General features: G+C 63.6%; 22 protein-coding genes and 2 pseudogenes. 18 read left to right on the plus strand and 6 right to left on the minus strand.

Features of this window, described 5'->3' with window-relative positions; all coding sequences use genetic code 11:
- Positions 1-255: 255 nt before the first annotated feature.
- A pseudogene (locus BLS27_RS23970) lies at positions 256-423 on the plus strand (site-specific integrase); the annotation flags it as partial.
- A gap of 91 nt (positions 424-514) precedes the next feature.
- Here the strand turns inward: BLS27_RS23970 and BLS27_RS07735 are convergent.
- The gene (locus tag BLS27_RS07735; RefSeq protein WP_043212912.1) at positions 515-1,429 is read right to left on the minus strand and encodes a LysR family transcriptional regulator; all 915 of its coding nucleotides are present in this window, start codon (positions 1,427-1,429) and stop codon (positions 515-517) included.
- 174 nt (positions 1,430-1,603) lie between these two features.
- Between BLS27_RS07735 and BLS27_RS07740 the strand changes: the two genes are divergently transcribed.
- From BLS27_RS07740 to BLS27_RS07780, 9 genes are all read left to right on the plus strand, one after another.
- Complete coding sequence (locus tag BLS27_RS07740; protein ID WP_043212914.1) at positions 1,604-2,572, plus strand: ABC transporter substrate-binding protein; 969 nt, start codon at positions 1,604-1,606, stop codon at positions 2,570-2,572.
- Between the two features lie 75 nt (positions 2,573-2,647).
- A complete protein-coding gene (locus tag BLS27_RS07745; RefSeq protein WP_070571041.1) occupies positions 2,648-3,499 on the plus strand; it encodes an ABC transporter permease in 852 nt (283 codons plus the stop codon).
- A gap of 11 nt (positions 3,500-3,510) precedes the next feature.
- Positions 3,511-4,329 (plus strand): quaternary amine ABC transporter ATP-binding protein, encoded by an 819-nt coding sequence (locus BLS27_RS07750; RefSeq protein WP_371906654.1) that lies wholly within the window; start codon positions 3,511-3,513, stop codon positions 4,327-4,329.
- A gap of 12 nt (positions 4,330-4,341) precedes the next feature.
- On the plus strand, positions 4,342-5,865 hold the full coding sequence (hutH, locus tag BLS27_RS07755; protein ID WP_090343994.1) for a histidine ammonia-lyase: 1,524 nt from the start codon (positions 4,342-4,344) through the stop codon (positions 5,863-5,865).
- A 409-nt stretch (positions 5,866-6,274) separates the two neighbouring features.
- Entirely contained in the window at positions 6,275-6,757 is a 483-nt protein-coding gene (locus BLS27_RS07760; RefSeq protein WP_043212943.1) for a formate dehydrogenase subunit gamma, read from the plus strand.
- Positions 6,751-8,310 carry a formate dehydrogenase beta subunit gene (locus tag BLS27_RS07765; RefSeq protein ID WP_043212921.1) on the plus strand — a complete coding sequence of 520 codons (1,560 nt, stop codon included), beginning with the start codon at positions 6,751-6,753 and terminating at the stop codon, positions 8,308-8,310. The genes BLS27_RS07760 and BLS27_RS07765 overlap by 7 nt, the downstream gene beginning before the upstream one ends.
- The gene (fdhF, locus tag BLS27_RS07770) at positions 8,307-11,192 is read left to right on the plus strand and encodes a formate dehydrogenase subunit alpha (protein ID WP_090343996.1); all 2,886 of its coding nucleotides are present in this window, start codon (positions 8,307-8,309) and stop codon (positions 11,190-11,192) included. The genes BLS27_RS07765 and fdhF overlap by 4 nt, the downstream gene beginning before the upstream one ends.
- Complete coding sequence (locus BLS27_RS07775; protein ID WP_070571044.1) at positions 11,189-11,404, plus strand: formate dehydrogenase subunit delta; 216 nt, start codon at positions 11,189-11,191, stop codon at positions 11,402-11,404. The genes fdhF and BLS27_RS07775 overlap by 4 nt, the downstream gene beginning before the upstream one ends.
- Positions 11,405-11,583: 179 nt before the next feature.
- Positions 11,584-13,401: an ABC transporter ATP-binding protein/permease gene (locus BLS27_RS07780; RefSeq protein ID WP_090343998.1), complete on the plus strand. Its 1,818-nt coding sequence runs from the start codon at positions 11,584-11,586 to the stop codon at positions 13,399-13,401.
- A gap of 6 nt (positions 13,402-13,407) precedes the next feature.
- Here BLS27_RS07780 and BLS27_RS07785 read toward each other — a convergent pair whose 3' ends face one another.
- Both BLS27_RS07785 and BLS27_RS07790 read right to left on the minus strand, forming a co-directional pair.
- Positions 13,408-14,625 carry an MFS transporter gene (locus BLS27_RS07785; RefSeq protein WP_090344000.1) on the minus strand — a complete coding sequence of 406 codons (1,218 nt, stop codon included), beginning with the start codon at positions 14,623-14,625 and terminating at the stop codon, positions 13,408-13,410.
- Positions 14,626-14,769: 144 nt separating this feature from the next.
- A complete protein-coding gene (locus tag BLS27_RS07790; RefSeq protein ID WP_090344002.1) occupies positions 14,770-16,053 on the minus strand; it encodes an arsenic transporter in 1,284 nt (427 codons plus the stop codon).
- Positions 16,054-16,439: 386 nt separating this feature from the next.
- Between BLS27_RS07790 and BLS27_RS07795 the strand changes: the two genes are divergently transcribed.
- The 5 genes from BLS27_RS07795 (at position 16,440) to BLS27_RS07815 (ending at position 21,469) form a co-directional block, all read left to right on the plus strand.
- On the plus strand, positions 16,440-18,677 hold the full coding sequence (locus BLS27_RS07795) for a TonB-dependent siderophore receptor (protein ID WP_090344004.1): 2,238 nt from the start codon (positions 16,440-16,442) through the stop codon (positions 18,675-18,677).
- A gap of 76 nt (positions 18,678-18,753) precedes the next feature.
- Positions 18,754-19,041, plus strand: coding sequence for a hypothetical protein (locus tag BLS27_RS07800; protein WP_043215894.1), 288 nt, complete (start codon positions 18,754-18,756; stop codon positions 19,039-19,041).
- Positions 19,038-20,567 (plus strand): PepSY-associated TM helix domain-containing protein, encoded by a 1,530-nt coding sequence (locus BLS27_RS07805; protein WP_090344005.1) that lies wholly within the window; start codon positions 19,038-19,040, stop codon positions 20,565-20,567. The genes BLS27_RS07800 and BLS27_RS07805 overlap by 4 nt, the downstream gene beginning before the upstream one ends.
- Positions 20,564-20,896 carry a DUF3325 domain-containing protein gene (locus tag BLS27_RS07810; protein WP_090344007.1) on the plus strand — a complete coding sequence of 111 codons (333 nt, stop codon included), beginning with the start codon at positions 20,564-20,566 and terminating at the stop codon, positions 20,894-20,896. The genes BLS27_RS07805 and BLS27_RS07810 overlap by 4 nt, the downstream gene beginning before the upstream one ends.
- Before the next feature lie 36 nt (positions 20,897-20,932).
- A complete protein-coding gene (locus tag BLS27_RS07815) occupies positions 20,933-21,469 on the plus strand; it encodes a histidine phosphatase family protein (RefSeq protein WP_090344009.1) in 537 nt (178 codons plus the stop codon).
- A gap of 74 nt (positions 21,470-21,543) precedes the next feature.
- Here the strand turns inward: BLS27_RS07815 and BLS27_RS07820 are convergent, their stop codons facing one another.
- Together BLS27_RS07820 and BLS27_RS07825 are read right to left on the minus strand one after the other, a co-directional pair.
- Positions 21,544-22,329 (minus strand): sulfite exporter TauE/SafE family protein, encoded by a 786-nt coding sequence (locus BLS27_RS07820; protein ID WP_043215886.1) that lies wholly within the window; start codon positions 22,327-22,329, stop codon positions 21,544-21,546.
- Between the two features lie 140 nt (positions 22,330-22,469).
- A complete protein-coding gene (locus tag BLS27_RS07825) occupies positions 22,470-23,093 on the minus strand; it encodes a helix-turn-helix domain-containing protein (RefSeq protein ID WP_090344011.1) in 624 nt (207 codons plus the stop codon).
- A 112-nt stretch (positions 23,094-23,205) separates the two neighbouring features.
- Between BLS27_RS07825 and BLS27_RS07830 the strand changes: the two genes are divergently transcribed.
- From BLS27_RS07830 to BLS27_RS07840, 3 genes are read left to right on the plus strand one after another with little or no spacing between them, the layout of a single operon-like run.
- Entirely contained in the window at positions 23,206-24,366 is a 1,161-nt protein-coding gene (locus BLS27_RS07830; protein ID WP_090344014.1) for an NAD(P)/FAD-dependent oxidoreductase, read from the plus strand.
- A complete protein-coding gene (locus tag BLS27_RS07835) occupies positions 24,356-24,733 on the plus strand; it encodes a RidA family protein (RefSeq protein ID WP_043215883.1) in 378 nt (125 codons plus the stop codon). Before BLS27_RS07830 ends, BLS27_RS07835 begins: the two co-directional genes overlap by 11 nt.
- 58 nt (positions 24,734-24,791) lie before the next feature.
- Positions 24,792-25,856, plus strand: coding sequence for a YkvI family membrane protein (locus BLS27_RS07840; RefSeq protein WP_043215880.1), 1,065 nt, complete (start codon positions 24,792-24,794; stop codon positions 25,854-25,856).
- A gap of 154 nt (positions 25,857-26,010) precedes the next feature.
- Here the strand turns inward: BLS27_RS07840 and BLS27_RS07845 are convergent.
- Positions 26,011-26,300: pseudogene (locus tag BLS27_RS07845) on the minus strand (chemotaxis protein); the annotation flags it as partial.

Below are 26,300 nucleotides of genomic sequence, written 5' to 3' on the forward strand. Positions count from 1 at the left end.
GTGGTACAAAAATGGTACGAAAGGCTTTTGTACTTCCTGAAGGTTGCGTACACAAAGGGCTCTAGGAAGTACCTGCCCAATCCATCATCGGTGCAACGCTAAATCGCCGAGAGGGCTCGGGGCGTGTGGTTTGTGGTGTTAAGGCTGTTTCTAAGGGCATTCTGGTCTACGCATTTTTGTACCATCTTCCGGGGTTTTGAGGGCGTTTTGGGTGTGACAGTGGTGGGATGTACCACTGCCAATCACGCTCGTACCATCGAAAATAGGGCAACGATCAGAGCAAGGAAAAAGGCCGATGGTACGGTGAGCGATACCGTCCAGATCCGCCTCGAGAAAAACGGTGCCCTAGTCTACCAAGAAGCCCAGACGTTCGCCCGCAAGCAGGCAGCGCAGGCTTGGGTGAAGCGACGGAAGACCGGGTTGGTGGAGTGTTGTCTCTGAGGTGTCTCTGCAGGTGCCGGTGGACGCGAGCAGTGGTAGGCCATCGACCAATCAGGGCTTGCCCACCCGTTGTTCATTCGGATGCAAACGACGGTCTTTCCGCGAACCAGGCCACCGCCAACTCCTTGAACGCCTCAGCCGAAGGCGTCAACGGATAGCGCTGATCATGCGCCAGCACGATGCTATGCGTTGGCAGTTTTTCCTCGGTCGGCCGACATACCAGCGCTTGACCGTCATAACTGCGGTCACCAAACGGCCGGGTGTAGATCAGCGCAACGCCAAACCCATTTGCGACGAGGCTACGCTGCAACTCGAACGTGCGCACCCGGTGCACGACCGCGGGTGACAGATCGTAAAAGCTGAACAGGTCTAGCACATGCTGCCAACTTTGGGCCTGATCGGTGACGACCAAGGTGTATTCGGAGAGCGCCTTGAGACTGACACGCGACTGTTTGGCCAGTGGGTGATCGGCCGAGAGCAGTACCTGAGCGGTCAACTGACACAGTTGAGTGCATTGAGTGTTCGGCGGTAAACCCAGGTCGTAGGTGATCGCCAACTCTATCGCCCCCTCAGCCAGCCGCTTGCCAACATAATCGAAGCTGCCATCGCGCATATCGACAGTGACCCTTGGGCAGGACTCCTGCATCCGTCGCACGATTTGTGGCAGGCAGTAGGGCGCCAGGTCTTCAAAGCATCCCACCACCAATTCCCCGACGCACTCGCCTGCATTGGTATTGATCTCGGCAAAGGTCTGAGCTTCTGCCAGAACGCGACGGGCCTGGACCATGACGGTACGACCAAAAGGGGTCAGCGATATGCCAAGGCCACGTTGGCGTATGAAGATGGATTGACCCAGCACCTCCTCCAGTTCGGTGATAGCCGCCGAGATGGAGGGTTGTGAAACATGAAGTTCCATGGCGGCAGTGGTCAGGTTTCCGTGCTTGGCCGCTGCGAGCGCATAGCGAAGTTGCCGCAGTGTGAACTTCATAGGTTTTACCTTTGTGATGCATCAGTACTTATTATTTTATCCTTTTTTTAGGTTATGAAATATTTCGCCCACGCAGTGCTCACCAAGGCAAGGGTCCTCAGCCAGTCTGGCGTCCCTCTTTGGGCCGGATGCCCTCGACTACTGCAATCAATGTTCTTGTTTGGGAGCGTCACAATGACAATTACAAAGGCTCTGCTGACTACGACACTTTCTTTCGGGCTGCTGGCGTCCGCTGGCGTCAGCCAGGCGGCCGGCTGGTGCGAGTCTGGCAAGCCGGTGAAATTCGCCGGCTTGAACTGGGAAAGCGGGATGCTGCTCACCGACGTGATGCAGTTCGTGCTGAAAAATGGTTATGGCTGTGATACCGACAGCCTGCCGGGTAATTCCATTTCCATGGAAAACGCCTTGAGCAGCAACGATATCCAGGTGTTTGCTGAAGAGTGGGTAGGGCGCAGCGAGGTCTGGAACAAGGCTGCGGCGGCCGGCAAGGTCGTCGGCATCGGCTCGCCGGTGGTTGGTGCGGTCGAAGGCTGGTATGTGCCGCGTTATGTGATCGAAGGCGATGCCGGGCGCAATCTCGAAGCCAAGGCGCCAAACCTCAAGAGCATCGCCGATCTCAAGCAATACGCCCAAGTCTTCAAGGACCCGGAAGAGCCGGACAAAGGGCGCTTCTACAATTGCCCGGCTGGTTGGACCTGTGAGCTGGACAACAGCGAAATGCTCAAGCGCTATGGTCTGGAAAACGCCTATACCAACTTCCGCCCGGGCACCGGCCCGGCACTGGATGCCGCCGTTCTGTCGAGCTACAAGCGCGGCGAGCCGATCCTGTTCTATTACTGGTCGCCGACCCCGCTGATGGGCCAGGCCGACCTGGTCAAGCTGGACGAGCAACCCGGTGTGGATAAATCCGTGACCATCAAGGTTGGGGTGTCGAAGGCCTTCCACGAGCAGGCGCCGGAACTGGTGGCGGTGCTCGAAAAGATCAATCTGCCGATCGACCTGCTGAACCAGAACCTGGCGCGCATGAGCAAGGACCGTATCGAGTCGCCCGAGCTGGCCAGGTTGTTCCTCAAGGAACACCCCGAAATCTGGCACAGCTGGGTCAGCGAAGACGCTGCCAAAAAGGTAGGCGCAGCACTCTGAGCCTGTGGGGTCGTCCGGCTCCTGCCGGACAGGCCACGCGACGGTCCGCTCCATGCACTTGCTCGAGACAATTCCATGTTTCCGAAAAACTTCACGTTTTCCATTGCCGACTGGGTCAATGGCTGGGTCGATGCGCTGGTAAGCAACTACGGTGATGTGTTCCGGCACATTTCCGACACTCTGTTGTGGGCCATCGTCAACCTCGAAGGCCTGCTACGCGCAACTCCTTGGTGGCTGGTCCTGGCCATCGTCGCGGGCATCGCCTGGCACTCCACCCGTAAAGTCGTGACCACGGTGGTGATCGTCGGCTTGCTGTTCCTGGTCGGTGCGGTAGGCCTGTGGGACAAGCTGATGCAGACCTTGGCGCTGATGCTGGTGGCCACGCTGATCTCGGTCCTGGTCGGCATTCCGCTGGGTGTCCTTTCGGCGCGTAACGATCGGCTGCGGGCGGTGCTGATGCCATTGCTCGACATCATGCAGACCATGCCCAGCTTCGTGTACCTGATTCCGGTCCTGATGCTGTTCGGCCTAGGCAAGGTGCCGGCGATCTTTGCCACCGTCATCTATGCCGCTCCGCCGCTCATTCGCCTGACCGATCTAGGCATTCGCCAGGTGGACGGCGAGGTCATGGAGGCGATCAATGCCTTTGGTGCCAATCGCCTGCAGCAACTGTTCGGCGTGCAGTTGCCACTGGCATTGCCGAGCATCATGGCCGGGATCAACCAGACCACCATGATGGCCCTGTCGATGGTGGTCATCGCCTCGATGATCGGTGCTCGTGGCTTGGGTGAAGATGTGCTGGTCGGCATCCAGACCCTGAACGTGGGCCGCGGCCTCGAAGCGGGCCTGGCCATCGTGATTCTGGCGGTCGTGATCGACCGTATTACCCAGGCCTATGGCCGGCCACGGCATGGGGTGGGCAAATGAGCGACAAGCCGATGATGAACAAGATCGAAGTCAAGCATGTCTTCAAGGTTTTCGGTGCTCGCGCCGAAGATGCCCTGCAAATGATCCGCCAGAAAAAAGCCAAGGATCAGGTGCTGGCCCAAACCGGCTGCGTGGTCGGGGTCAACGATCTCTCGCTGTCCATCGGCAGCGGCGAGATCTTCGTGATCATGGGGCTGTCGGGTTCGGGCAAGTCGACCCTGGTGCGTCATTTCAACCGCCTGATCGAGCCGACCAGCGGCGAGATCCTGGTCGATGGCGAGAACATCCTGCAATACGACATGCAAGCCCTGCGCGAATTCCGCCGGCACAAGATCAGCATGGTGTTCCAGAGCTTCGGCCTGTTGCCGCACCGCACCGTGCTGGACAACGTCGCGTATGGCCTGAAAGTCCGTGGTGAGAGCAAGGCCATGTGCGCTGAGCGAGCGCTGCACTGGATCAACACCGTGGGCCTCAAGGGCTACGAAAAATCGTACCCGCATCAGTTGTCAGGTGGCATGCGTCAACGCGTCGGCCTGGCCCGAGCCTTGGCCGCCGATACCGACATCATCCTCATGGACGAAGCCTTCAGTGCGCTCGATCCGCTGATTCGCGCCGAAATGCAGGACCAGTTGCTTGAGCTGCAGAAAACCCTGCACAAGACCATCGTCTTCATCACGCACGATCTGGATGAAGCGGTGCGTATCGGCAACCGCATTGCCATTCTCAAGGACGGTCGCCTGATCCAGGTCGGCACACCGAAGGAAATTCTCTACCAGCCTGCGGACGAATACGTCGATCGTTTCGTGCAACGCCGCGTAGCTTCGCTTTAAGGAACCGCGTGTATGTCGATTGCCGAAAGAATCATCATCGCCGAAGCGCCTATGCGCTGGCAGGATGTGGTAGCCGTGGCGCGGCATGGGGCGAAGCTTGAGCTGGCCCCATCGGCCTGGGCGCGGATCGAGAACGCCCAGGCGATCGTCCAGCGCATCGTTGCCAGCGGTGAGCGCGCCTATGGCGTCAATACCGGGCTTGGCGCCCTGTGCAATGTGTCGTTGCAGGACGAACAACTCAGCCAGCTGTCGCGCAACACCTTGCTCAGCCATGCCTGCGGCGTGGGTACGGCGCTGTCGGACGAACAGACCCGGGCGATCATGTGCGCGGCGATCATCAATTTCTGCCAGGGCCGTTCCGGCTTGCAGCGCAAGGTGGTCGAGGCGCTGCTGACGCTGCTCAACGAGCACATCACCCCGCAGGTGCCGAAACAGGGTTCGGTGGGCTACCTGACCCACATGGCCCATATCAGTATCAGCTTGTTGGGCGTCGGCCTGGTCAGCTACCGTGGCCAGATCGTGCCGGCGCAGCAAGCCTTGGCCGAGGTCGGCCTGTCACCGCTGAAACTGGGAGCCAAGGATGGTCTGTGCTTGGTCAACGGCACCCCGTGCATGACCGGCCTGGCCTGCCTGTCCCTGGACGACGCCACGCGCTTGAGCCAATGGGCCGATGTCATCGGCGCCATGAGCTTCGAGGCCCTGCGTGGCCAGTTCGATGCCTTCGACCCTGAAATCATCGCGATGAAACCGCACCCGGGCATGCAGCGTGTGGGCAGCAACTTGCGCCGCCTGCTGGACGGCAGCGAGATCATTGCCAGCAGCCGTGGCATTCGCACCCAGGATGCCTTGAGCATTCGCTCGATTCCGCAGGTGCATGGCGCCGCGCGCGATCAGTTGGCACACGCGGCGCGGCAGATCGAGACCGAACTCAACTCCTCTACCGACAACCCGATGTTGCTGGGTACACCCGAGTCGTACCGGGTGGTTTCCCAGGCCAACCCGCACGGCCAGTCCGTGGCCATGGCGGCCGACTTGCTGGCCATCGCGGTGGCCGAGATCGGGGCCATTGCCGAGCGTCGTCTCGATCGCCTGATCAACCCGTTGGTAAGCGGTTTGCCGGCTTTTCTGGTCAGCCAACCGGGTGTGAATTCGGGCATGATGATTGTTCAGTACGTGGCCGCTTCACTCTGTGCTGAAAACCGTCAGCTGGCACAACCGGCAGTCATCGACAACTACGTCACCTCCGGGCTGCAGGAGGACCACTTGAGCATGGGCACCAATGCCGGGTTGAAGCTGCACCGGGCTCTGGAGAACTGTACGCAGATCCTCGCCATCGAATACCTGTTGGCGGCCCAAGCGTTCGAGTTTCTCAAGCAGCAACGCTTTGGCGCCGGTACCCACATTGCCTGGCGGTTGTTGCGCGAACGGGTCCCGGCCTATGCCCAGGACCGTTGGCTGGCCCCGGATATCGCCAGCAGTGCATCGATCCTGAAGGATCCGGTCCTGCTTGGCGCTGCGTTCCCCGACCTGTTGTGACAGATGTAAGCGCCTGACGCTCCCATGGCTTCGAATCGTGCAGGTCACATGCCGATGCAATATCGGCAAAGTGCCAGCTGAGAGAGCGTTGGGCGTGACAATCGTTCTTCTGCTTGGCGGCGTTGTGCTTTGGCTTTGGAAAACCAAGGCGCCGCAAGACGCCAGGCAGATTCGATCGCAGAGGTACCATCCCCGCGTCGGTTTCAGAATGAGCCCTGTCGCTTGGGCGCAACCTTCCAGCGCCAGGGGTGCCATGCTTGCAGGATGCCTACGGACCCACTGCGCGCAGACGCAGGGCCTAGGTACGGAGGGCGCCCGGTGACCATGTGACCGTGACATGGACGGTGCGCCGCAGCAGAAGACGCCGGACGCTTGCCCTGCAGCGGTCCGTGATGCCGAGGTCCGCTGTATGCCTGAAGAGACGCTTCACCTGCCATTGATCCAGCGCGTGCTGGAGCGCTACAAGGACACCGCCGGTGCCTTGCTGCCGATCCTCCATGCCATCCAGGAAGACGCAGGCTACGTGCCTGACGTCGCCGTCCCTGAAATCGCCCATGCCCTGAACCTCAGCCTGGCTGAGGTGCGCGGGGTGATCAGCTTCTATCACGATTTCCGTACGTCGCCCCCGGCGCGCCATACCTTGCGCCTGTGCCGGGCCGAGTCCTGCCAGAGCCGGGGCGCCGAGGCGCTGGCCGCGCAATTGCGTGAGCAGTTGGCGCTGGACGATCACGGCACCACCGCCGATGGCGCCATCAGTCTGCGGCCGGTGTATTGCCTGGGTGCGTGCGCCTGTTCGCCAGCCCTGGAACTGGACGGGCAACTGCACGCGCGCCTGACCCCTGAGCGCCTGAGCGCCTTGGTCAACGGCTGCCGGGAGGAAGAAGCATGCTGAAGCTATTCGTTCCGTGCGATTCGGTCGCCCGCGCGGTAGGCGCCGACCAGGTCGCCGACGCACTGGCCCGCGAGGCCGAGCGCCGACAGCTGCCGGTGGACATTCAACGCACCAGCTCTCGCGGCCTCTATTGGCTGGAGCCGCTGGTCGAAGTGGAACAAGCCGGCGAGCGCCTGGGCTTTGGCCCGGTTGCCGCCGAGGATGTGCCGAGCCTGCTGGATGCCTTGGTGAGCGAGCCGGCGGGCCATTCGTTGGCCCTTGGGCCGGTGGCCGAGATCCCTTATCTGAAAACCCAGCAGCGCCTGCTGTTCGCCCGTGCCGGTATCACCCGGCCCTTGTCGCTCGAGGACTACCGCGCCCACGGGGGCTTCGAAGGCCTGACCCGGGCCGTGGCGCTCGATGGCGCGGACGTGGTCGCGGCGGTGCTCGACTCTGGCCTGCGTGGCCGGGGTGGTGCGGCATTCCCGGCAGGTATCAAGTGGCGCACCGTACGTGACGCGCAGGCTGCGCAGAAGTACGTGGTCTGCAATGCCGACGAAGGTGACTCCGGCACGTTCGCCGACCGCATGCTGATGGAAGGCGACCCCTTCCTGCTGATCGAGGGCATGGCCATCGCCGGCCTGGCCGTCGGCGCCACCAAGGGCTACATCTATGTGCGTTCGGAGTATCCGGATGCGATCCGTGCACTGAATGCCGCTTTCGACATCGCCCGCGCGGCAGGCTACCTGGGCGATGACGTCGCCGGCAGCGGCCTGGCCTTCGACCTGGAAGTGCGGGTCGGCGCCGGCGCCTATATCTGCGGCGAGGAAACCGCGCTGCTCGAGTCCATCGAGGGCAAGCGGGGGATCGTGCGGGCCAAGCCACCGTTGCCAGCCCTCGAAGGCCTGTTCGGCCTGCCAACCTTGGTGCACAACGTGCTCACCCTGGCCTCGGTGCCGGTGATCCTGGCTAAGGGTTCGGCGTTCTATCGCGACTTTGGCATGGGCCGCTCGCTGGGCACCATGCCGTTCCAACTGGCTGGCAACATTCGCCACGGTGGGCTGGTGGAGCGTGCCTTCGGTCTTACCCTGCGTGAGTTGGTGGAAGGCTACGGTGGCGGCACGGCCAGTGGCCGGCCGCTCAAGGCCGCACAGGTGGGCGGGCCGTTGGGCGCCTGGGTGCCGCCCAGTGGCTTCGACACGCCGCTGGACTACGAGGCCTTCGCTGCCATGGGCGCGATGCTGGGTCATGGCGGTGTGGTGGTAGCTGACGACACGCTGAACATGGCCAGCATGGCCCGCTTTGCCTTGCAGTTCTGCGCCGAGGAATCCTGCGGCAAATGCACCCCTTGCCGGATCGGCTCGACCCGCGGCATGGAAGTGGTGGATCGGCTGATCGCCAGCACCGACATGGCCGAGCGTGAAGACCAGGCGCTGTTGCTGCGCGACCTGTGCGACACCCTGCAGTACGGCTCGCTCTGCGCCATGGGCGGGATGACCTCGTATCCGGTGGCCAGTGCCCTCAAGTATTTCCCTGCTGACTTCGGTCTGACCACCACGGAGGCCGCCCAGTGATCAATTTCTTCGACCCCACCAACGACCTCGACCTGGGAACCCCCGCCCGCGAAAGCGACGTGCAGGTCAGCCTGGTCATCGATGGCCGTGAGATCAGCGTGCCTGCCGGCACCTCGGTGATGCGCGCCGCGGCCTTGCTTGGCACCACCATTCCCAAACTGTGCGCCACCGACAGCCTGGAAGCCTTCGGCTCCTGCCGCATGTGCATGGTCGAAATCGAGGGCATGCGCGGCTACCCGGCTTCGTGCACGACGCCGGTGAGCGAAGGCATGGTGGTGCGGACCCAGACCTCGCGCCTGGCCGATCTGCGGCGCAATGTCATGGAGCTGTACATCTCCGACCACCCGCTGGACTGCCTGACCTGTTCGGCCAACGGCAACTGCGAATTGCAGACGGTCGCGGGCCAGGTCGGCCTGCGCGAGGTGCGCTACGGCTACGACGGTGCCAACCACCTGAAGGAGAAGAAGGACGTCTCCAACCCGTACTTCGACTACGAGCCGAGCAAGTGCATCGTCTGCAGCCGCTGCGTGCGCGCCTGCGAAGATATCCAGGGCACCTTCGCCCTGACCATCACCGGTCGTGGTTTCGAGTCCCGCGTGGCGGCTGCCGGTGGTGACGACTTCCTGAGCTCCGAGTGCGTATCCTGCGGCGCCTGCGTGCAGGCCTGCCCGACCGCGACCCTGAGCGAGAAGAGCCTGATCCAGCTGGGCCAGCCCGAGCGCGCGGTGATCACCACCTGCGCCTACTGCGGCGTGGGCTGTTCGTTCCGCGCCGAGATGAAGGGCGACCAACTGGTGCGCATGGTCCCGGACAAGAACGGCGGCGCCAACCACGGCCACGCCTGCGTCAAGGGCCGCTTCGCCTGGGGCTATGCGACCCACCCGGATCGCGTCACCAAGCCGATGATCCGCAAGCACATCAACGACCCGTGGCAAGAGGTCAGCTGGGACGAGGCGGTCAACTATGCCGCCAGCGAGTTCCGGCGTATCCAGCTCAAGCATGGACGTGACTCCATCGGCGGCATCACCTCCAGCCGTTGCACCAACGAAGAAGCGTACCTGGTGCAGAAGCTGGTACGCGCCGCTTTCGGCAACAACAACGTCGATACCTGCGCGCGGGTGTGCCATTCGCCGACCGGTTATGGCCTCAAGCAGACCCTGGGCGAATCCGCCGGTACCCAGAGCTTCGACTCGGTGATGCAGGCCGATGTGATCCTGGTGATCGGCGCCAACCCCACCGACGCCCACCCGGTGTTCGGCTCTCAGCTCAAGCGCCGGCTGCGCCAGGGCGCGCGGCTGATCGTCATCGACCCACGGCGCATCGACCTGGTGGATTCGCCCCACGCCCGCGCCGAGTTGCACCTGCAACTGCGTCCGGGTACCAACGTGGCCATGCTCAATGCCCTGGCCCATGTGATCGTCACTGAAGGCTTGGTGGACCAGCCGTTCGTCGATGCTCGCTGCGAGGCGCAAGACTTCGCCCGCTGGCGTGATTTCGTCAGCCTGCCGGAAAACGCCCCGGAGACGCTTGGCCCGGTGTGCGGCGTGCCTGCCGAGCAGATCCGCGAAGCCGCCCGCTTGTACGCCACCGGCGGCAACGCGGCGATCTACTACGGCCTGGGGGTCACCGAGCACAGCCAGGGCAGTACCGCGGTGATGGGCATCGCCAACCTGGCCATGGCCACCGGCAACGTCGGCCGTGAAGGCGTGGGCGTGAACCCGCTGCGGGGACAGAACAACGTGCAGGGCTCCTGCGACATGGGCTCGTTCCCTCACGAGCTGCCGGGCTACCGGCACATCTCCAACGAAACCGTGCGCGCCGAGTTCGAACAGGCCTGGGGCGTGACCCTGCAGCCTGATCCGGGCCTGCGCATCCCCAACATGTTCGAGGCGGCCCTCGATGGCAGCTTCAAGGCGCTCTACTGCCAGGGCGAAGACATCGCCCAGAGCGACCCCAACACCCAGCACGTCACCGCGGCCTTGATGGCCATGGAGTGCGTGGTGGTGCAGGACATCTTCCTCAACGAGACGGCCAAGTTCGCCCACGTGTTCCTGCCGGGCAGCTCCTTCCTGGAGAAGGACGGCACCTTCACCAACGCCGAGCGCCGCATCTCGCGGGTGCGTAAGGTCATGGACCCGCTGGCCGGCAAGGCCGACTGGGAAGCCACCGTCGCCCTGGCCAACGCCCTGGGCTATCGGATGGACTACCGTCATCCGTCCGAGATCATGGACGAAATCGCGCGCCTGACGCCGACTTTCCACCGGGTCAGCTATGCCGAGATCGACCGCCATGGCAGCTTGCAATGGCCGTGCAACGACGCAGCGCCCGACGGCACCCCGACCATGCACATCGACCAGTTCGTGCGTGGCAAGGGGCGCTTCATGCTCACCGGCTACGTGCCTACCGACGAGAAGGTCAACAGCCGCTTCCCGCTGCTGCTGACCACTGGCCGTATACTCAGCCAATACAACGTCGGCGCCCAGACCCGACGTACCGGCAACGTCGCCTGGCACGCCGAAGACCGCCTGGAGATCCACCCCAACGACGCCGAGGCTCGTGGTATCAGCGATGGCGATTGGGTGGGCGTGGGCAGCCGGGCAGGGCAGACCGTACTGCGGGCCAAGGTCAGTTCCCGCGTAGCACCGGGGGTGGTGTACACCACCTTCCACTTCCCCGAATCCGGCGCCAACGTGATCACCACCGACAACTCCGACTGGGCCACCAATTGCCCTGAGTACAAAGTGACGGCGGTAGAGGTGGTCAAGGTGTTCCAGCCCTCGGAATGGCAGAAGCGTTACCAGGCGTTCAGTGACGAGCAACAGCGCCTGCTCAAGGAGCGTCGCCAGGCCGAGAAATCCGAGAAAGCCGAGGTGCGTCGATGAGCGGTCATGACAGCCTGGTCAAGATGGCCAACCAGATTGCCCAGTACTTTGCCAGCGAGCCTGACCGGGCGCTGGCAGTGCAGGGCGTGAGGCAGCATTTGCAAAGCTTCTGGACGCCGGCGATGCGTCGGCAGTTGGGGGAGCGACTGCAGGCTGATGGCGGGGAGGGGGTGGATCCGTTGGTGAAGGAGGCGCTGCAGCAGGCGGCGTGAGGCCGTAGACCAGCAGGGCTGCTTTGCAGTCCGATCGCGGGGCAAGCCGGTGCGCAGGTTAGGCGCTTCGACGTGTCCCGCGATTGGCGCCTGGCAAACATGAAAAGTCCGTCATGGATGCCAGATAAATCGTCGGGGAATGCTACGCTCGCAAAAACCTCGCAAATGGATACCCCGCTATGGACATGAACTGGCACCAGGCCCTGCAAGAAAGCCTGAGCTGGCTCGCAATCGCCTCCATCATCACCCTCATCGGTTTCACCGCCGCTGGCGCTTTGGCGGTGCGTTTTACGCGTTGGGGGCGTCAATTCTGGTCCCTCGCCGGGCCTTACTTCAGTTTCAGACGCAGTTGGCGCCCGCTGTTGGTGTTTGCCCTGTTGCTGGTGCTGACGCTGTTCTCGGTGCGCCTGAACGTGCTGTTCTCGTTCTGGTACAACGGCTTCTACAGCGCCTTGCAGGCCCTGGACCAGACAGCCTTCTGGTACCTGCTGGGCGTGTTCGCGGTGCTGGCCACCATCCATGTGCTGCGCTCGCTGTTCACCTATTACGTCACCCAGGCGTTCAACATTGATTGGCGTGTCTGGCTCACCGAGCGCCTGACCGCAGACTGGATGAAGGGCGATGCCTATTACCGCGGGCGGTTTCTCGCCGAGCCGGTGGACAACCCTGACCAGCGTATCGAACTGGACGTCAACGCGTTCGTCACAGGTTCGGTGTCCTTGGCCTTGGGCGCCGTCAGTGCGCTGGTCTCGCTGGTGGCGTTCACCGCGATCCTGTGGGGGCTGTCGGCGCCCTTGACGCTGGGTGGGGTGGAAATCCCCCGGGCGATGGTATTTGCGGTGTACCTGTATGTGATCGTCGCCACGTGGATCGCATTTCGCCTCGGGCGGCCGCTGATCCGCCTGAATTTCTTGAATGAAAAACTCACCGCGAACTTCCGTTATGCCCTGATGCGCCTGCGTGAAAACGCTGAGAACATCGCTTTCTACCAGGGTGCTCAGGTCGAGCGGGGGACCTTGCTGGGACGCTTTGGCGCACTGATCGTCAACGTCTGGGCGCTGGTCTATCGGAGCCTGAAGTTCAACGGCTTCAACCTGGGCATCAGCCAGGTCGCCGTGGTGTTTCCGTTCATTCTCCAGGCGCCGCGGTTCTTCAGTGGGGCGATCAAGCTTGGGGATGTGATGCAGACCTCCCAGGCGTTCGGCCAGGTTCAGGATTCGCTGTCGTTCTTCCGTGAGTCCTACGACACGTTTGCCCAATATCGCGCCACTCTTGACCGTCTCACCGGGTTTCTCGACGCCAACCAACAGGCCAGCACGCTTCCTCGGGTAACCACCCAGGAGCAGGCGCAGGGGCTGGAGATCGCCGGCTTGCAGGTATTGCGCCCGGACGGCCATACGCTGATCGCCGACCTGGACCTGCGTCTGCGTGCCGGCCAGGCGCTGTTGATCAAAGGGCCTTCGGGCAGCGGCAAAACCACCTTGCTGCGCGCCCTGGCTGGCCTGTGGCCTTATGCCGAGGGTGAGGTCAGACGGCCGCTGGGCAACCAGGCGTTGTTCCTGTCGCAGCGCCCATACGTGCCGTTGGGTGACTTGCGGACCGCTATTGCTTATCCCGCGCCTGCGACAGCCGCAGACGATGCGCGCATGCAACAGGCCCTGCGTCAAGTCAACCTGGCCCACCTGGCCGAGCGCCTGGAGGTCAGCAACGATTGGTCGAACATTCTCTCGGTGGGCGAGCAGCAGCGCCTGGCCTTCGCACGGTTGTTGTTCAACCGGCCACAGGTCGTGTTCCTCGACGAGTCCACCTCAGCGATGGATGAAGGGCTGGAGCATGCGTTGTATTCATTGCTGCGCTCCGAAATGCCTGACACCTTGCTGGTCAGTGTCGGACACCGCAGCACGCTGGCGACGTTCCACACTCACCGCCTGGAAATGGATGGGCAGGGTGCTTGGTCGTTGCTTGAACAGCAGCCGACCCAAGACGTGCTGGCTTAGCGGGGCTCAGCCCGCGCTCGCGCCACGCAGCAGCGCCACCCCGGCGAGGGTGGCGCTGGCGAACGCGGCGCCGACCAGAAACGTCGCCTGGTAGCCGACCCCATCCCACAGCAGGCCGGCCATCACGCTGGCAATCAGCAGGGCCACACCCGACAGCAGATTGAACAGGCCAAATGCTGTGCCGCGTAGGTTCGCCGGTGCGCTGTCGGCGATCAAGGCACTGAAGATGCCTTGGGTGAAGCCCAGATGCAGCCCCCACACCACCACTCCCAATGCCAGCCCGGCCCAGCCCGGCAACAAGGCCAGCGCCAGGTCGGCGGCAATCAGCAAGCCCAGCCCCATCATCAGCACGCCCCGGCGGCCGACGCGGTCCGACAGCGCACCCGCGGGGTAGGCCGACAGCGAATAGGCCAAGGCCATCAGCACCAGCACCGCCGGTGCCCAGAGTGGCGCCAGGCCCATGTCCTGGGCGCGCAGGAGCAAGAAGGCCTCGCTGAAACGCGCCAGGGTGAACACCATGACCAGACCGATCAGCCGCCAGTACGCCGGGCCCAGTCGCGCCAGTTCGTCCAGTGCCAATGGCGAGCGCACCGCCCGCCCAGGGGTAGGGGCGTCGGGCTCGTGGACGCAGGCGATCAGCACGAAGACGGCGAGGAACGCTGGAATCACCGCCACCCAGAACACTGTCTGGAAGTGGCTGGCGGTCAGCCACATCAGCGCGATCGCCAGCAGCGGCCCGACAAAGGCGCCCACGGTGTCCAGCGCCTGGCGCAGGCCGAAAGCCGCGCCGCGCAGCCCAGTCGGCGTGATATCGGCGATCAGTGCATCACGCGGTGCTCCGCGGATTCCCTTGCCGATACGGTCGACAAAACGCGCTGCGGTCAGCCATTCCAGCCCTGAGGCCAATGGAAAGACCGGTTTGGTCAAGGCTGCCAGGCCATAGCCGAGCACAGTGAGCAGCTTGCGTTTGCCCAGCCAGTCGCTGAGCGCGCCGGAAAACACCTTGGTGATCGACGCCGTCGCCTCGGCCACGCCCTCGATTAACCCCACCGCGACCACCGATGTGCCCAGCACCGACACCATGTACAGCGGCAGCAAGGCGTGGATCATCTCCGACGAGATGTCCATGAACATCGAGACGAAGCCCAATGCCCAGACGCTGCGGGGGATGGAGGGGAGTGCCCGGCTGGGCGGTGATGAATCGAAGTTGTCAGCGCCACGCATCGCAGACCTCGGAATCCGTGCCGCGTCCGAATGGACGCGACCGTATTCACTGTAGGACATGGGGACTGGCGATTGAGATAACGTGAGTGGCCAAGGCGCAGGTGTGCTGCCACGTGAGCCGGCGGCATCGCAGGACTTTCGGGCTCAGAGGCTTAGCCGCAAGGCCAATGCCGAGAGGGTGACAAGCAGCACCGGCAGGGTCAGCAGGATGCCGACCTTGAAGTAGTAGCCCCAGGTGATACGCACGCCTTTGCGCGCCAGCACATGTAGCCACAGCAGGGTTGCCAGACTGCCGATCGGGGTGATCTTCGGGCCCAGGTCGCAGCCGATGACGTTGGCGTAGATCATCGCCTCGCGCACCACGCCTTGAGCGTCGCTGGCATGGATCGACAGGGCGCCGATCAGTACGCTGGGCATGTTGTTCATCACCGAAGACAGCAGCGCTGCGACCAACCCGGTGCCCAGAGTGGCAGCCCACAGGCCTTGGGCGGCCAGGCGATCGAGCAGGGCGGTGAGCGAGTCGGTCAGCCCGGCGTTACGCAGGCCGTAGACCACCAGGTACATCCCCAGGGAAAACACCACGATCTGCCAAGGCGCTTCGCGCAGCACGCGGCGGGTGGCGATCACATGACCGCGGGCGGCCACGATGAACAGCACGGCGGCGCAGGCTGCCGCCACGGCACTGATGGGGATACCCAGCGGCTCCAGGACGAACAGGCCTGCCAGCAGTGCGACCAATACCCACACGCCGACGCGGAAGGTGGCGCGGTCGCGGATGGCCATGGCCGGGGGCTTGAGGTCGTCGAGCGCATAGTGCGCCGGGATGTCTCGCCGAAAGTACAGAAACAGCACCAGCAAGGTGGCGAGCACCGCAGCCAAGTTGACCGGAAGCATCACCGAGGCATAGGTCGAGAAGCCCAGGCCGAAATAGTCGGCCGAGACGATGTTCACCAGGTTCGACACCACCAGTGGCAGGCTCGCCGTATCGGCAATGAAACCTGCGGCCATCACGAAGGCCAGGGTGGCCGCGCCGGAGAAGCGCAAGGCCATCAGCATGGACATGACGATCGGGGTGAGGATCAAGGCGGCCCCATCGTTGGCGAACAGCGCCGATACCGCCGCTCCCAGCAGCACGATGAACATGAACAGGCGTCGCCCGTCGCCGCGCGCCCAGCGCGCCACGTGCAAGGCAGCCCATTCGAAGAAGCCCGCTTCGTCCAGCAACAGGCTGACGATGATGATGGCAATGAAGGTGGCAGTGGCGTTCCAGATGATCGCCCAGACCGTGGGGATATCCTGCAGCGATACAGCACCCACCAGCAAGGCGAGCAACGCGCCGAGGCTGGCGCTCCAGCCAACACCCAAGCCTTTGGGTTGCCAGATGACCAGAATCAAGGTGAACAGAAAGACAGCGGCGGCAGCTAGCATCGTGCGCGCTCCTTGGCAGCAGGTGACGCACTGGCGGTTTCGTCTGCCAGGCGCTGGGGGAAATAGGACGGCGTGAGCATGCAACAACGATTGCTTCAAAATATGCGGAAAAACAAATATATGGAATTTCATATATTCGGGCAACGGCCTTGCCGCCGCGACGCCTCTTAGGAGAGTGGATTACCCCGTCGTAGAGCCATCGGCTGAGGCGTTTGAAAGTTCCTCGGCAATCTGTAAATTTCGTAAATAAGATTTAAACCCATTTGAGAATCATTATATTCAGCCTCCCTGTGGACCCGGCAATTTGCCTGCAAGGTCGGTGGGCGATGGCTCGTCGGCTGGCGGGCCGGGTCGTGCCTTTGCCCATGAACCGCAGGAGATGCCCCATGCAACCCAGAACTTCACCTAACAGCCTGGCCCTGGCCTTCGTCGCGCTGGCCTCGCCAGCCATGGTGGCGACCGCGGCCCAGGCCGAGGAGAGGCCGGCCGGTGAAGTACTGGAAGTGCCGATCGACAGCAATGCGCTGGTGATCCAGGACACCCTGGTCACCGCCGAGCGCGAGGCTCGTCAGGCGCTGGGTTCGTCGATCATCACTGAGGAGGACATCAAGCGTCATCCGCCGGCCAATGACCTGTCCGAGCTCATCCGCCGCGAGCCTGGGGTCAACCTGACCGGCAACAGCGCCAGCGGCGCGCGTGGCAACAACCGCCAGATCGACCTGCGCGGCATGGGCCCGGAAAACACCCTCATCCTCATCGACGGCAAGCCCTCCAGCGCCCGCAACTCGGTGCGTTACGGCTGGAACGGCGACCGTGACACCCGTGGCGAGACCAACTGGGTGCCGGCAGAGGCCGTCGAGCGCATCGAAATTCTTCGTGGCCCGGCCGCAGCACGTTATGGCTCCGGTGCCATGGGCGGTGTGGTGAACATCATCACCAAGCGCCCCACCGAAGCATTCAAGGGCAACGTCAGCCTGTTCACCCAGTTGCCTGAGGACAGTGCAGAAGGCGCTAGCCGACGGGCCAACTTCAACCTCAGCGGCGGCCTGACCGAGAACCTGGGTTTTCGCCTCTATGGCGGCCTGGCCAAGACCGATGCCGACGACCTGGACATCAACGCCGATCACGCCAACAGTGCCTTGGTGGCCGGCCGGGAAGGCGTGCGCAACAAAGACATCAACGGCCTGTTGAGCTGGAGGCTCAACGACGAGCACCGCCTTGAAGTCAGCGCCGGCTACAGCCGCCAGGGCAACCTCTTTGCCGGCGATACCATGAACAGTAACGGGGGTGGCAACCTGGAGCTTATGTCCGAGCTGTATGGCCATGAAACCAACGTCATGCAGCGCGGCACCTATGACCTGACCCACCTGGGCGACTTCACTTGGGGGACCAGCAAGACCGTGCTGGCCTACGAGTACGTGCGCAACTGGCGCCTGAACGAAGGCCTGGCCGGCAGCGTCGAGGGGGCGCCCAACGATGCCGGCTCGGCGATGTCGCGCCTGCGCAACACACGCTTGAGCAGCGAAGTGAACCTGCCGTTCGCCCTGGGCAGCACCGAGCATGTGCTGACCCTCGGTGGCGAGTACCTCTATGAGTCGCTCAACGACCAAGGCTCGTTCCGTCCGCAGAGCTTCGACCCCAGCGGCGGCGGCGACACGATCATTGGCTTCGACCGCAGCGACACCAAGATGACCGCCCGCAGCTATGCGTTGTTCGTCGAAGACAACATCATCGTCGGCGATACCACCATCACCCCGGGCCTGCGCTTCGACCATCACGAGCGCTTCGGTGACAACTTCAGCCCGAGCCTGAACCTGTCGCACAAGCTCACCGATGCGCTGAGTGTCAAAGGCGGAATCGCCCGGGCGTACAAGACCCCGAACCTGTACCAGTCCAACCCGAACTACTTGCTCTACAGCCGCGGCAACGGTTGCAGCACGCAGCAGAGCAACTCCGGTGGCTGCTACCTGCAGGGCAACGACGACCTCAAGCCCGAGATCAGCGTCAACAAGGAAATCGGCCTGCTGTACGACCGTGGCACCTGGCGCACCAGCGCGACCTACTTCCGTAACGACTACCAGAACAAGATTATCGGTGGCACCGACGTGGTCTACGCCATCAATGGCGGGCGCCGCGTGACCCAGTGGGAGAACGCGGGCAAGGCGCGGGTGGAAGGGATCGAGGGCAACTTCTTCATGGCACTGACGCCGAGCCTGGACTGGAACACCAACCTGACCTGGATGCTCGACAATGACAACCGTGACACCGGCGAGCCGCTGTCGGTGATTCCCGAGTACACCGTCAACAGCACACTCGACTGGCGCGCGACCGACAAGCTGTCGTTCCAGGTGGCGGGTACCTACTTTGGCAAGCAGAAGTCACCGACTTACAACTACCGCACCCAACAGGACTACGACAAAACTGCCCAGCAGGACGTGGACGCCTACGGCCTGGTGGATGTGAGCGCAGGCTACAAGTTCAACGCCAACTACGACGTGCGCGTGGGCGTGAACAACGTCTTCGACAAGCAGATCCTGCGCGGCGGCAACGCCAGCAGCTCGGGGGCCAACACCTACAACCAGCCAGGGCGTGCGGTGTTCGCGGCGCTGAACATCTCGTTCTGATACGCAAGAGGGCCGCTGTGCGGCCCCTCGCGGCGCGTCAGTCCCATTTCGACCTCAGCGGCGTTAGGAGCTATCGATGAACACCTACCCCACCTGGCTGGCCATTCTCTCGCGCAGCGCCGCTGCACTGCTTGGCGGCTACGCCTTCACCTATGCCGCCACGGCCTGCCTGGCGCGGTTGCTACCGCTGGCGCCGGGCGATGCGGTAATCGTCGCCACGCTGGCGTCGTTCATGTTCTACACCGCTGCGATCCTGTGGGCCTTCGCCAGCCGCGACGCCCTGCATGCCTGGGCGCCGCTGGGGCTGGCCGCGCCTCTGGCGCTTGTGGGCTTCTGGCCCCAGGCGATGGAGTGGCTGGCATGAAGAACAGCTTCACCCAATCCATGTCCTGGCTGCACACCTGGGCCGGGCTGGTCTTCGGCTGGTTGCTGTTCGCCATTTTCCTCACCGGCACCTTGGCGGTGTTCGACAAGGAGCTCAACCACTGGATGCAGCCGGAGATCGCTGCCGGTGAGGTGTCCCAGGCCGATGCCGCCGAGCGGGCCATTGCCTACCTGCAGGCCCATGAGCCGAAGGCCGACAACTGGGGGATCAGCCTGCCGACCGAGCGCTCGCCGGGCCTGCGTGTGTCCACCGGCGACCGGCGCCATGGTGTCGGCGTGCAACTGGACCCGCAGACAGGCGAGCCGATCAACGTGCGTGACAGCGTCGGCGGCAACTTCTTCTTCCGCTTTCACTTCACGCTGGATTTGCCGCGCAACTGGGGCATCTTCGTGGTCGGTGCGCTGGCCCTGGTGATGCTGGCGGCGTTGGTCACTGGCATCGTCATCCACAAGAAGCTCTTCAAGGAGTTCTTCACCTTCCGCCCGAACAAGGGACAACGGTCCTGGCTGGATTTCCACAACGCCAGTGCGGTGCTGTTGCTGCCGTTCCACCTGATGATCACCTACACCGGGTTGGTGATCTTCATGCTGATCTACATCCCGGCCGGGATCGATGCCTTGTTCGAAGGCGACCCTCGTGCCTACTTCCAGGCCCAGGGCAGCGGCCGCCAAGAGGCGCCGCAGCGCGCGGCCAGGCAGCCGGCAGAGCTGGTCGAGATCGCCCCGTTGCTGGCCCAGGCCCAGGCGCGTTTGGGGCCGATCGGGGGGCTGAACATCCGCCATCCGAACACCACCGGTGCTCGGATCGAGATCCGTCCCGAGCTTGGCAACCGCATTGCCCTGACCAAGGGCCAGGCCATGGTTTTCGACGGGGTGAGCGGCCAACTGCTCAGCGATGTCCCTGAGCTGCGTCCGGCGCCTTTGACCCAGCGGGTAATGATCGGCCTGCACTTTGCCCAGTTCGGCGGCTACCCCATGCGCTGGTTGTACTTCGTTTGTGGCCTGGTCAGTTGCGCGATGATTGCCAGCGGCCTGGTGCTGTTTTGCATCAAGCGTGGGCGCAAATACACCAATGCGACGGCCGAGGCCTCAGCGCGCCGGTGGTATCGGCTGGCCGAGGTGTGCAATGTCGGGTTCATCAGCGGCTTGTTGCTAGCCTGCGCCGGTTTGTTGTGGGCCAGTCGCCTGTTGCCGGTCGAACTGCCCCAGCGCGAAGCCTGGGAGGTGCGGGTGTTCTTTGCCGGCTGGTTGCTGGCCCTGCTGCATGCTGGCTTGCGCCCGGCCAAGCGCGCCTGGGTCGAGCAGTTGAGCGCGGCGGCGCTGTTGTGCATGGGGCTCGGTGTGCTGGGGGCAACTGCCGGCACGGCGGATCATCTGCGGCTGGGCGTGGAGGTGACCGGCATGGTGCTGGGCGTAGGGCTGGCCCTGGCGGCCTTGCGCGTTGCGCGGGCCACGCCGGCACCGGTCAAGGCGAAGGCAGGACGGACCATTGAGGCCGAGGGATGATGAGCATGATTCTCGGCGCGATGCTGTTCGCCTACGCGGGCATGACAGGCCTGTGCCAGGGGCTGGAGCGACATTACAAGCAGGTATGGGGGCGCACATGTCCCCGCGTGCTGCGCCTGGGCTTGCGAGGGGGCGGTTGGGCAGGGTTGTTAGCCAGCCTGTTGTTGTGCGCACAGACATGGGGATGGGCCATGGGGCCGGTGGCTTGGTTCGGGATGATCTCCCTGGCGGCGGTGTTGCTGGTGATGCTGCTGCCTTACTGGCCACGCATGTCGGTCTGTCTGGTGGGGCTGCTGCCGCTGTGGGGGCTGGGGCAGGCATTTGTCTGATAGGCTAGCTGGCCCACCTCATGTCGAGAGCCCTTGGTGAAAGCCGCGCGCCTGACCCTCATCTGCCATGCCCTGACCTCAGCCCAGAAGGTCGGGTGTTTCCCCAGCCCTGACGAGCACATTTTGCCGGTAGCTCAATGGCCCTCGCTTCCAGCCTGCACCGGCTTTCTGAGTGCGCCGGAGCGCCGGGCACAAGAAACCTGTGCAGGCCTGGGGGCGCGCCCGATGGTCGAGCCCGCCCTGGCGGACTGCGACATGGGGGCCTGGCAAGGCGTGGCGCTCAAGGCATTGCAGGCCGAGCAGCCGCAGGCGCTGGCTCAATGGCTGCAAGACCCCCATTGCGCGCCCCCTGGCGGTGAGTCCGTCGCGCATCTGTGCCAGCGCGTCGCGAGCTGGCTGGAGGCGTTCGATACGCCGGGAGAGTGGCTGGCGGTGACGCATCCGCTGGTGATGCGGGCAGCGATGGTGCATGTGCTTGGCGGTCCGCTGGCGGCCTTTGCGCTTATCGACGTGCCAGCGCTTTCACGCATGCACTTGAGCCGGGCGGGGAAGTGGCGGTTGCGTTTGGGTTGAACGCTTGCCAGTGCCTACGAATATCGCCGGTGTCTGAGGATCCTGCGAAACGGGCGCGACGCGCGCCCATCCTTTCAAAACGCGAGCTTGTAGCCGATCAGCAGCAGCATCCCCGCCAGGCACGGGCGTAGCAAACGGTCGGAAATACGCCCGGTGAGATGGCTGCCCAGGTAGATGCCTGGCAGCGAGCCGAGCAGCAGGTAGCCCAGCAGCGACCAGTCCATATTGCCCATGCCCGCATGGCCAAGGCCGGCCACCAGCGTGAGCGGTACGGCATGGGCGATCTCGGTGCCCACCAGGCGGCGAGTGACCAGGAAGGGATACAGCAGGAACAGCGCCACGGTACCCAGGGCGCCTGCGCCGATGGACGTCAGGGTGACCATCACGCCCAGCACCACGCCCGTGAGCACGGTAAGGGTATTGAGGCTGCGGTCGCTGAGGTGGTAGTGATCGCCTGCGTGGCGGCTGGCGAAGGCCTGCAGGCGTGATTTGAACAGGATGGCCAGGGCGGTGAGGATCAACACCACGGCCAGGCCTTGCTTGATCACCGCGTTGAGCGCGGAGGTGTCGGCATGCAAGGTGTGGAGGAACCACAGCGTCAACGCCGCCGCGGGCACGCTGCCCAGGCTCAGCAGGCCGGTGATCTTCCAGTCGACGTTCTTGTTGCGCGCATGGACCCAGACGCCACTGGCCTTGGTGATCGCCGCATACAACAGGTCAGTGCCGACGGCAGTGGCAGGGCTTATGCCGAACCAGAGCAGGATGGGGGTCATCAGCGAGCCACCGCCGACGCCGGTCATGCCGACGATGAAACCTACAACCAGCCCCGCGATGGTGAAACCGAAAGAACCTACATCCATACGCTACTCGACGCCCAAGCTTGCCCGTGATCGGATGGCTGCCAGCATAAAGGTTTTTTTATAACCGAATAGACTTGTTCGTTATTAGGTTATAACCGGGCGTCTTTTGCTTCGTCCGGACGGATGAACCGGGGGGCCGTTCATCGGTCGGTCATGACCACCATCACCTGTGCATCCCCACCGTCTTCGCTTTCAGACAGATAGATATGCCCGACCTGGCTGTCGAAATAGGCGGTTTCCTGCGGGCCTATGCTCACCGCTTCACCCGTTTCGAACAGAATGCGCACTCGACCGCGCAGCACCAGGACGAACTCCTGGCCCGGATGGCGGATGAAATCATCGAACTGGCCACGTTCGCGCGCAATGATGCGGGCGTAGGCGGGCGTCATGCGGCGCTCAGGGAAGGCGCCAGCGATGGGATGGTAGTCATAGGTGCCGGTGGAGTAACCGGGGGCCGCGGGCAGCGAGTCGACCACCACGGTCGCCGGCACCGGCGTCTCCACCGGGCCGCTGGCACGAAACAACTGGGCGATATCCAGCTTCAAGGCGCGGGCGGCGGCAGCCAGTTTTTCGTAGCTCACCGAAACCTGCGCCAGTTCCATCTTCGACAAGGTGGAGACCGGTACGCCACTGAGCGCCGACAGTTGTTTGAGTGTCATGTGCTGCGCCTTGCGTACCTGGCGCAGGCGCGCGCCGACCTCGGCGCGATCGAGCAGGGGGAGGGCGCCAGCGCGCTGGGCGGCGGACGTGCGGTCTTCGGGCATCGGGACTCTCGTGTGCGGCTTTGGTCGGCATCTTACCTTGGACGCTTGCGCGAACCGAAATTCTCATATATTAGAATTCTCATAAATGATAATTCGCGCGACAGGAGCGCCCATGGCACAGATCTACGACACCTTGATCATCGGCGCGGGCATTGCCGGTGCCTCCCTGGGCTACCGCCTGGCCGGTCAGGGCCGGGTACTGCTGCTCGAACGGGAAATGCAGCCGGGCTATCACGCCACCGGCCGTTCGGCCGCCATGTTCATGGAGGCCTACGGAACGCCGCAGATCCAGGCCCTGACCCGCGCCAGCCGTGCGTTCTACGAGCATCCGCCGGAAGGCTTCTGCGAGCATCCGCTGCTCGAGCCACGCGGCTGCTTGTATGTCGCCAGCACCGAGCAACGCGAACTGCTCGAGACCACCTACGCACAGAACCTGGCCAACGGGACCGACGTCAGCCTGCTCGACCGTGAGGGCGCCTTGGCCCTGGTGCCGAGCTTGCGCGAGGGCATCCTCGCCGGTGCAGTGCATGAACCCGGTGCCATGGACCTGGACGTGCATGCCTTGCACCAGGGCTTTTTGCGCGGCTATCGCGCTGCCGGGGGCGAGCTGCGTTGCAATGCCGAACTGGCCCGGGCCTATCGCCTCGACGACCTCTGGGAGGTGGAGCTGGTCGATGGCGGTCATCTGCAGGCCCGGCAGTTGGTCAACGCCGCAGGCGCCTGGGCCGATCAAGTGGCCGAGCTGTGTGGCGTGGCCAAGGTTGGTCTGCAGCCGTGCCGGCGCAGTGCCTTTACCTTCCCGGGCCCGGATGGGCAGGACTTCAGTCGTTGGCCAGCGGTGATCGGGGTCGATGAAAGTTTTTACTTCAAGCCTGATGCTGGACAGTTGCTCGGTTCGCCTGCCAACGCCGATCCGGTCGAGCCGCAGGATGCCGCGCCCGAGGAGCTGGACGTGGCCCTGGGCATCTACAACATCGAAGCCATGACCACGTTGCACATCCGACGTCCGAGCCACAGCTGGGCGGGGCTGCGTTCGTTCGTCGCCGATGGCGACCTGGTGATCGGTTTCGACCCACGCACGCCCGCGTTCTTCTGGCTGGCGGCGCAAGGCGGCTACGGCATCCAGTCGGCCGCCGGTGCGTCGCGCCTGGCGGCTGACCTGCTGCTGGGCGTGCCCCTGTGCCCAAGCCTAGTGGCGCAGGGCGTTTCACCGGAGCGTTTGTCTCCGGGCCGTTTTTCCACAACCGTGATAGGAGATTCCCATGAGCAATGACATCCAGCGTTTTCCCAGCAGCCTGCCGTTCCCGTTCTCGCGTGCGGTGAAGGCCGGCGGCTTTTTGTTCCTGTCCGGGCAGGTGCCAATGAGCGCCAGCGGTGAAGTGGTCCGCGGTGACATCCAGACGCAGACCCGCGCGGTCTGCGAGCGCATCGGCGAAAGCCTGGCCGCCTGTGGCGCACGCTTCGATCAGGTGGTGAAGGCCACGGTATGGCTGTCGGACATGGCTCACTTCGCGGGCTTCAACGAGGTCTACAAAGAAGTCTTCGGCGACGCCTTGCCGGTACGCTCGACCGTGGCCTCGGCCTTGGCGCTGGGGGTGGATGTGGAGATCGAAGTGCAGGCGTTCATCGGCCAGGACTGAGGCGAGCCGGGGCACGACACCCCTTTGTACGACAACAACAATAAAGCCAGAGGTTCACATGCAAGAGCAGCTGAAGATCGCCGGTGCCTTCATCGGCGTGATCGTGGGGGCGGGCTTCGCGTCCGGACGGGAACTGTTGCTGTTCTTCGTCGATTTTGGCATCTGGGGCTTGGTCGGGGCGTTGGTCAGCGCCGCGTTGTTCACCTTCCTGGGCATGGCCCTGGCGGGGCTGGGCAATCGCCAGCAGGCAACGTCCCACAAGGACGTGATACAGGCCATTTGCGGGCGTCACCTGGGGTTGTTCGTCGATTGGCTGATCACCTTTTTCATGTTTGCCGTCACCGTGGTCATGTTGGCTGGTGGTGGCGCCTTGCTCGAGCAGCAGTTCGGCGTGCCGGCCCTGGCGGGCAGTGTGCTGGTGACGGTGCTGGTGGTGGCCATCGTGTGCCTGGATGTGCAGAAGGTGATCGTCGCCATTGGCGCCATCACCCCGCTGTTGATTCTGGTGGCCTCGGCGATTGCCTTGTACGCCGTGCTCTCGCGCGAGCAGAGCTTCGCTGAACTCGACCACTTGGCCAGTCAGCAAGAGGCCGGCACCCGGCACTGGTTGCTGGGGGCATTCCTCTATGTGTCCTACAACATCGTGGCCGGTGCGCCAATCCTGGCCATTCTCGGTGGGTCGGCCAAGGGTGAGAAGACGGCCATCTGGGGCGGTCTTATCGGGGGCGCGGCGCTCGGGGGTCTGATGTTGGTGATGAGTGCAGGGCTGCTGTCGCGCCTGGATAGCGTGGCCGAACTGCCCATGCCGATGTTGTCGATCGCCAATGAAGTTTCGCCGCTGCTGGGGATGGTGATGTGCCTGATCATCTTCGGAATGATCGTCAACACGGCCGTGGGGACGTTGTTTTCCTTCCTGTCGCGACTGTTGCCAGCCGGGACGACGACGTTTCGCTGGGGGGCGGTATTGACCGGGGTGGCTGCGTTCGTGTGCAGCCTGGTTGGGTTCATCAGCTTGGTGGGCGAGGTGTATCCCTTCTTCGGTTACCTGGGCTTCGTGCTGATGGCCGCGGTGCTATTGGGCTGGGTGCGTCGGGGCAAGGTGCGCAAGGTGGCGCTGGCCTGACGAGGGGCTGCTGCGCAGCCAAAACCCATTCCCACAGGGTTTTGCGCAGAATCGGTAGGAGCAGGCGAGGCCGCGCCGGCTCCCACGGGTACTGCGCCGAGCCTGAGAACGGCGCGATACCTGTGGGAGCGGGGCTACCCGCGAAGGACCCGCCTCAGATCCTGAAGCTGCCCACCAGTTGCTTCAACCGCCCCGCTTGCTGGCTCAGGGCATCGCAATGGCGCAGGGTTTCGTTGAGGTTCTCTACCCCTTGCTGGTTGAGGCTGTTGATCTGGGTGATGTCCAGGTTCAGGCTCTCGACCACTGCGCTCTGCTCCTCGGTGGCGGTGGCCACCGACTGGTTCATGCCGTCGATCTCGCCGATGCGCTGGGTCACGCTGGCCAGGCGTTCACCCGCCTGGTTGGCCACCTGCACGGTCTGTTCGCTGGACACCTGGCTTTCGT

Source organism: Pseudomonas guariconensis, from assembly GCF_900102675.1.
GTDB lineage: Bacteria > Pseudomonadota > Gammaproteobacteria > Pseudomonadales > Pseudomonadaceae > Aquipseudomonas > Aquipseudomonas guariconensis.

Coding starts and splice junctions, on each gene's coding strand:
- BLS27_RS07735 (WP_043212912.1), bottom strand. CDS start 1,429: ATGAAGTTCACACTGCGGCAACTTCGCTATGCGCTCGCAGCGGCCAAG.
- BLS27_RS07740 (WP_043212914.1), top strand. CDS start 1,604: ATGACAATTACAAAGGCTCTGCTGACTACGACACTTTCTTTCGGGCTG.
- BLS27_RS07745 (WP_070571041.1), top strand. CDS start 2,648: ATGTTTCCGAAAAACTTCACGTTTTCCATTGCCGACTGGGTCAATGGC.
- BLS27_RS07750 (WP_371906654.1), top strand. CDS start 3,511: ATGATGAACAAGATCGAAGTCAAGCATGTCTTCAAGGTTTTCGGTGCT.
- hutH (WP_090343994.1), top strand. CDS start 4,342: ATGTCGATTGCCGAAAGAATCATCATCGCCGAAGCGCCTATGCGCTGG.
- BLS27_RS07760 (WP_043212943.1), top strand. CDS start 6,275: ATGCCTGAAGAGACGCTTCACCTGCCATTGATCCAGCGCGTGCTGGAG.
- BLS27_RS07765 (WP_043212921.1), top strand. CDS start 6,751: ATGCTGAAGCTATTCGTTCCGTGCGATTCGGTCGCCCGCGCGGTAGGC.
- BLS27_RS07775 (WP_070571044.1), top strand. CDS start 11,189: ATGAGCGGTCATGACAGCCTGGTCAAGATGGCCAACCAGATTGCCCAG.
- BLS27_RS07780 (WP_090343998.1), top strand. CDS start 11,584: ATGGACATGAACTGGCACCAGGCCCTGCAAGAAAGCCTGAGCTGGCTC.
- BLS27_RS07785 (WP_090344000.1), bottom strand. CDS start 14,625: ATGCGTGGCGCTGACAACTTCGATTCATCACCGCCCAGCCGGGCACTC.
- BLS27_RS07790 (WP_090344002.1), bottom strand. CDS start 16,053: ATGCTAGCTGCCGCCGCTGTCTTTCTGTTCACCTTGATTCTGGTCATC.
- BLS27_RS07795 (WP_090344004.1), top strand. CDS start 16,440: ATGCAACCCAGAACTTCACCTAACAGCCTGGCCCTGGCCTTCGTCGCG.
- BLS27_RS07800 (WP_043215894.1), top strand. CDS start 18,754: ATGAACACCTACCCCACCTGGCTGGCCATTCTCTCGCGCAGCGCCGCT.
- BLS27_RS07805 (WP_090344005.1), top strand. CDS start 19,038: ATGAAGAACAGCTTCACCCAATCCATGTCCTGGCTGCACACCTGGGCC.
- BLS27_RS07810 (WP_090344007.1), top strand. CDS start 20,564: ATGATGAGCATGATTCTCGGCGCGATGCTGTTCGCCTACGCGGGCATG.
- BLS27_RS07820 (WP_043215886.1), bottom strand. CDS start 22,329: ATGGATGTAGGTTCTTTCGGTTTCACCATCGCGGGGCTGGTTGTAGGT.
- BLS27_RS07825 (WP_090344011.1), bottom strand. CDS start 23,093: ATGCCCGAAGACCGCACGTCCGCCGCCCAGCGCGCTGGCGCCCTCCCC.
- BLS27_RS07830 (WP_090344014.1), top strand. CDS start 23,206: ATGGCACAGATCTACGACACCTTGATCATCGGCGCGGGCATTGCCGGT.
- BLS27_RS07835 (WP_043215883.1), top strand. CDS start 24,356: ATGAGCAATGACATCCAGCGTTTTCCCAGCAGCCTGCCGTTCCCGTTC.
- BLS27_RS07840 (WP_043215880.1), top strand. CDS start 24,792: ATGCAAGAGCAGCTGAAGATCGCCGGTGCCTTCATCGGCGTGATCGTG.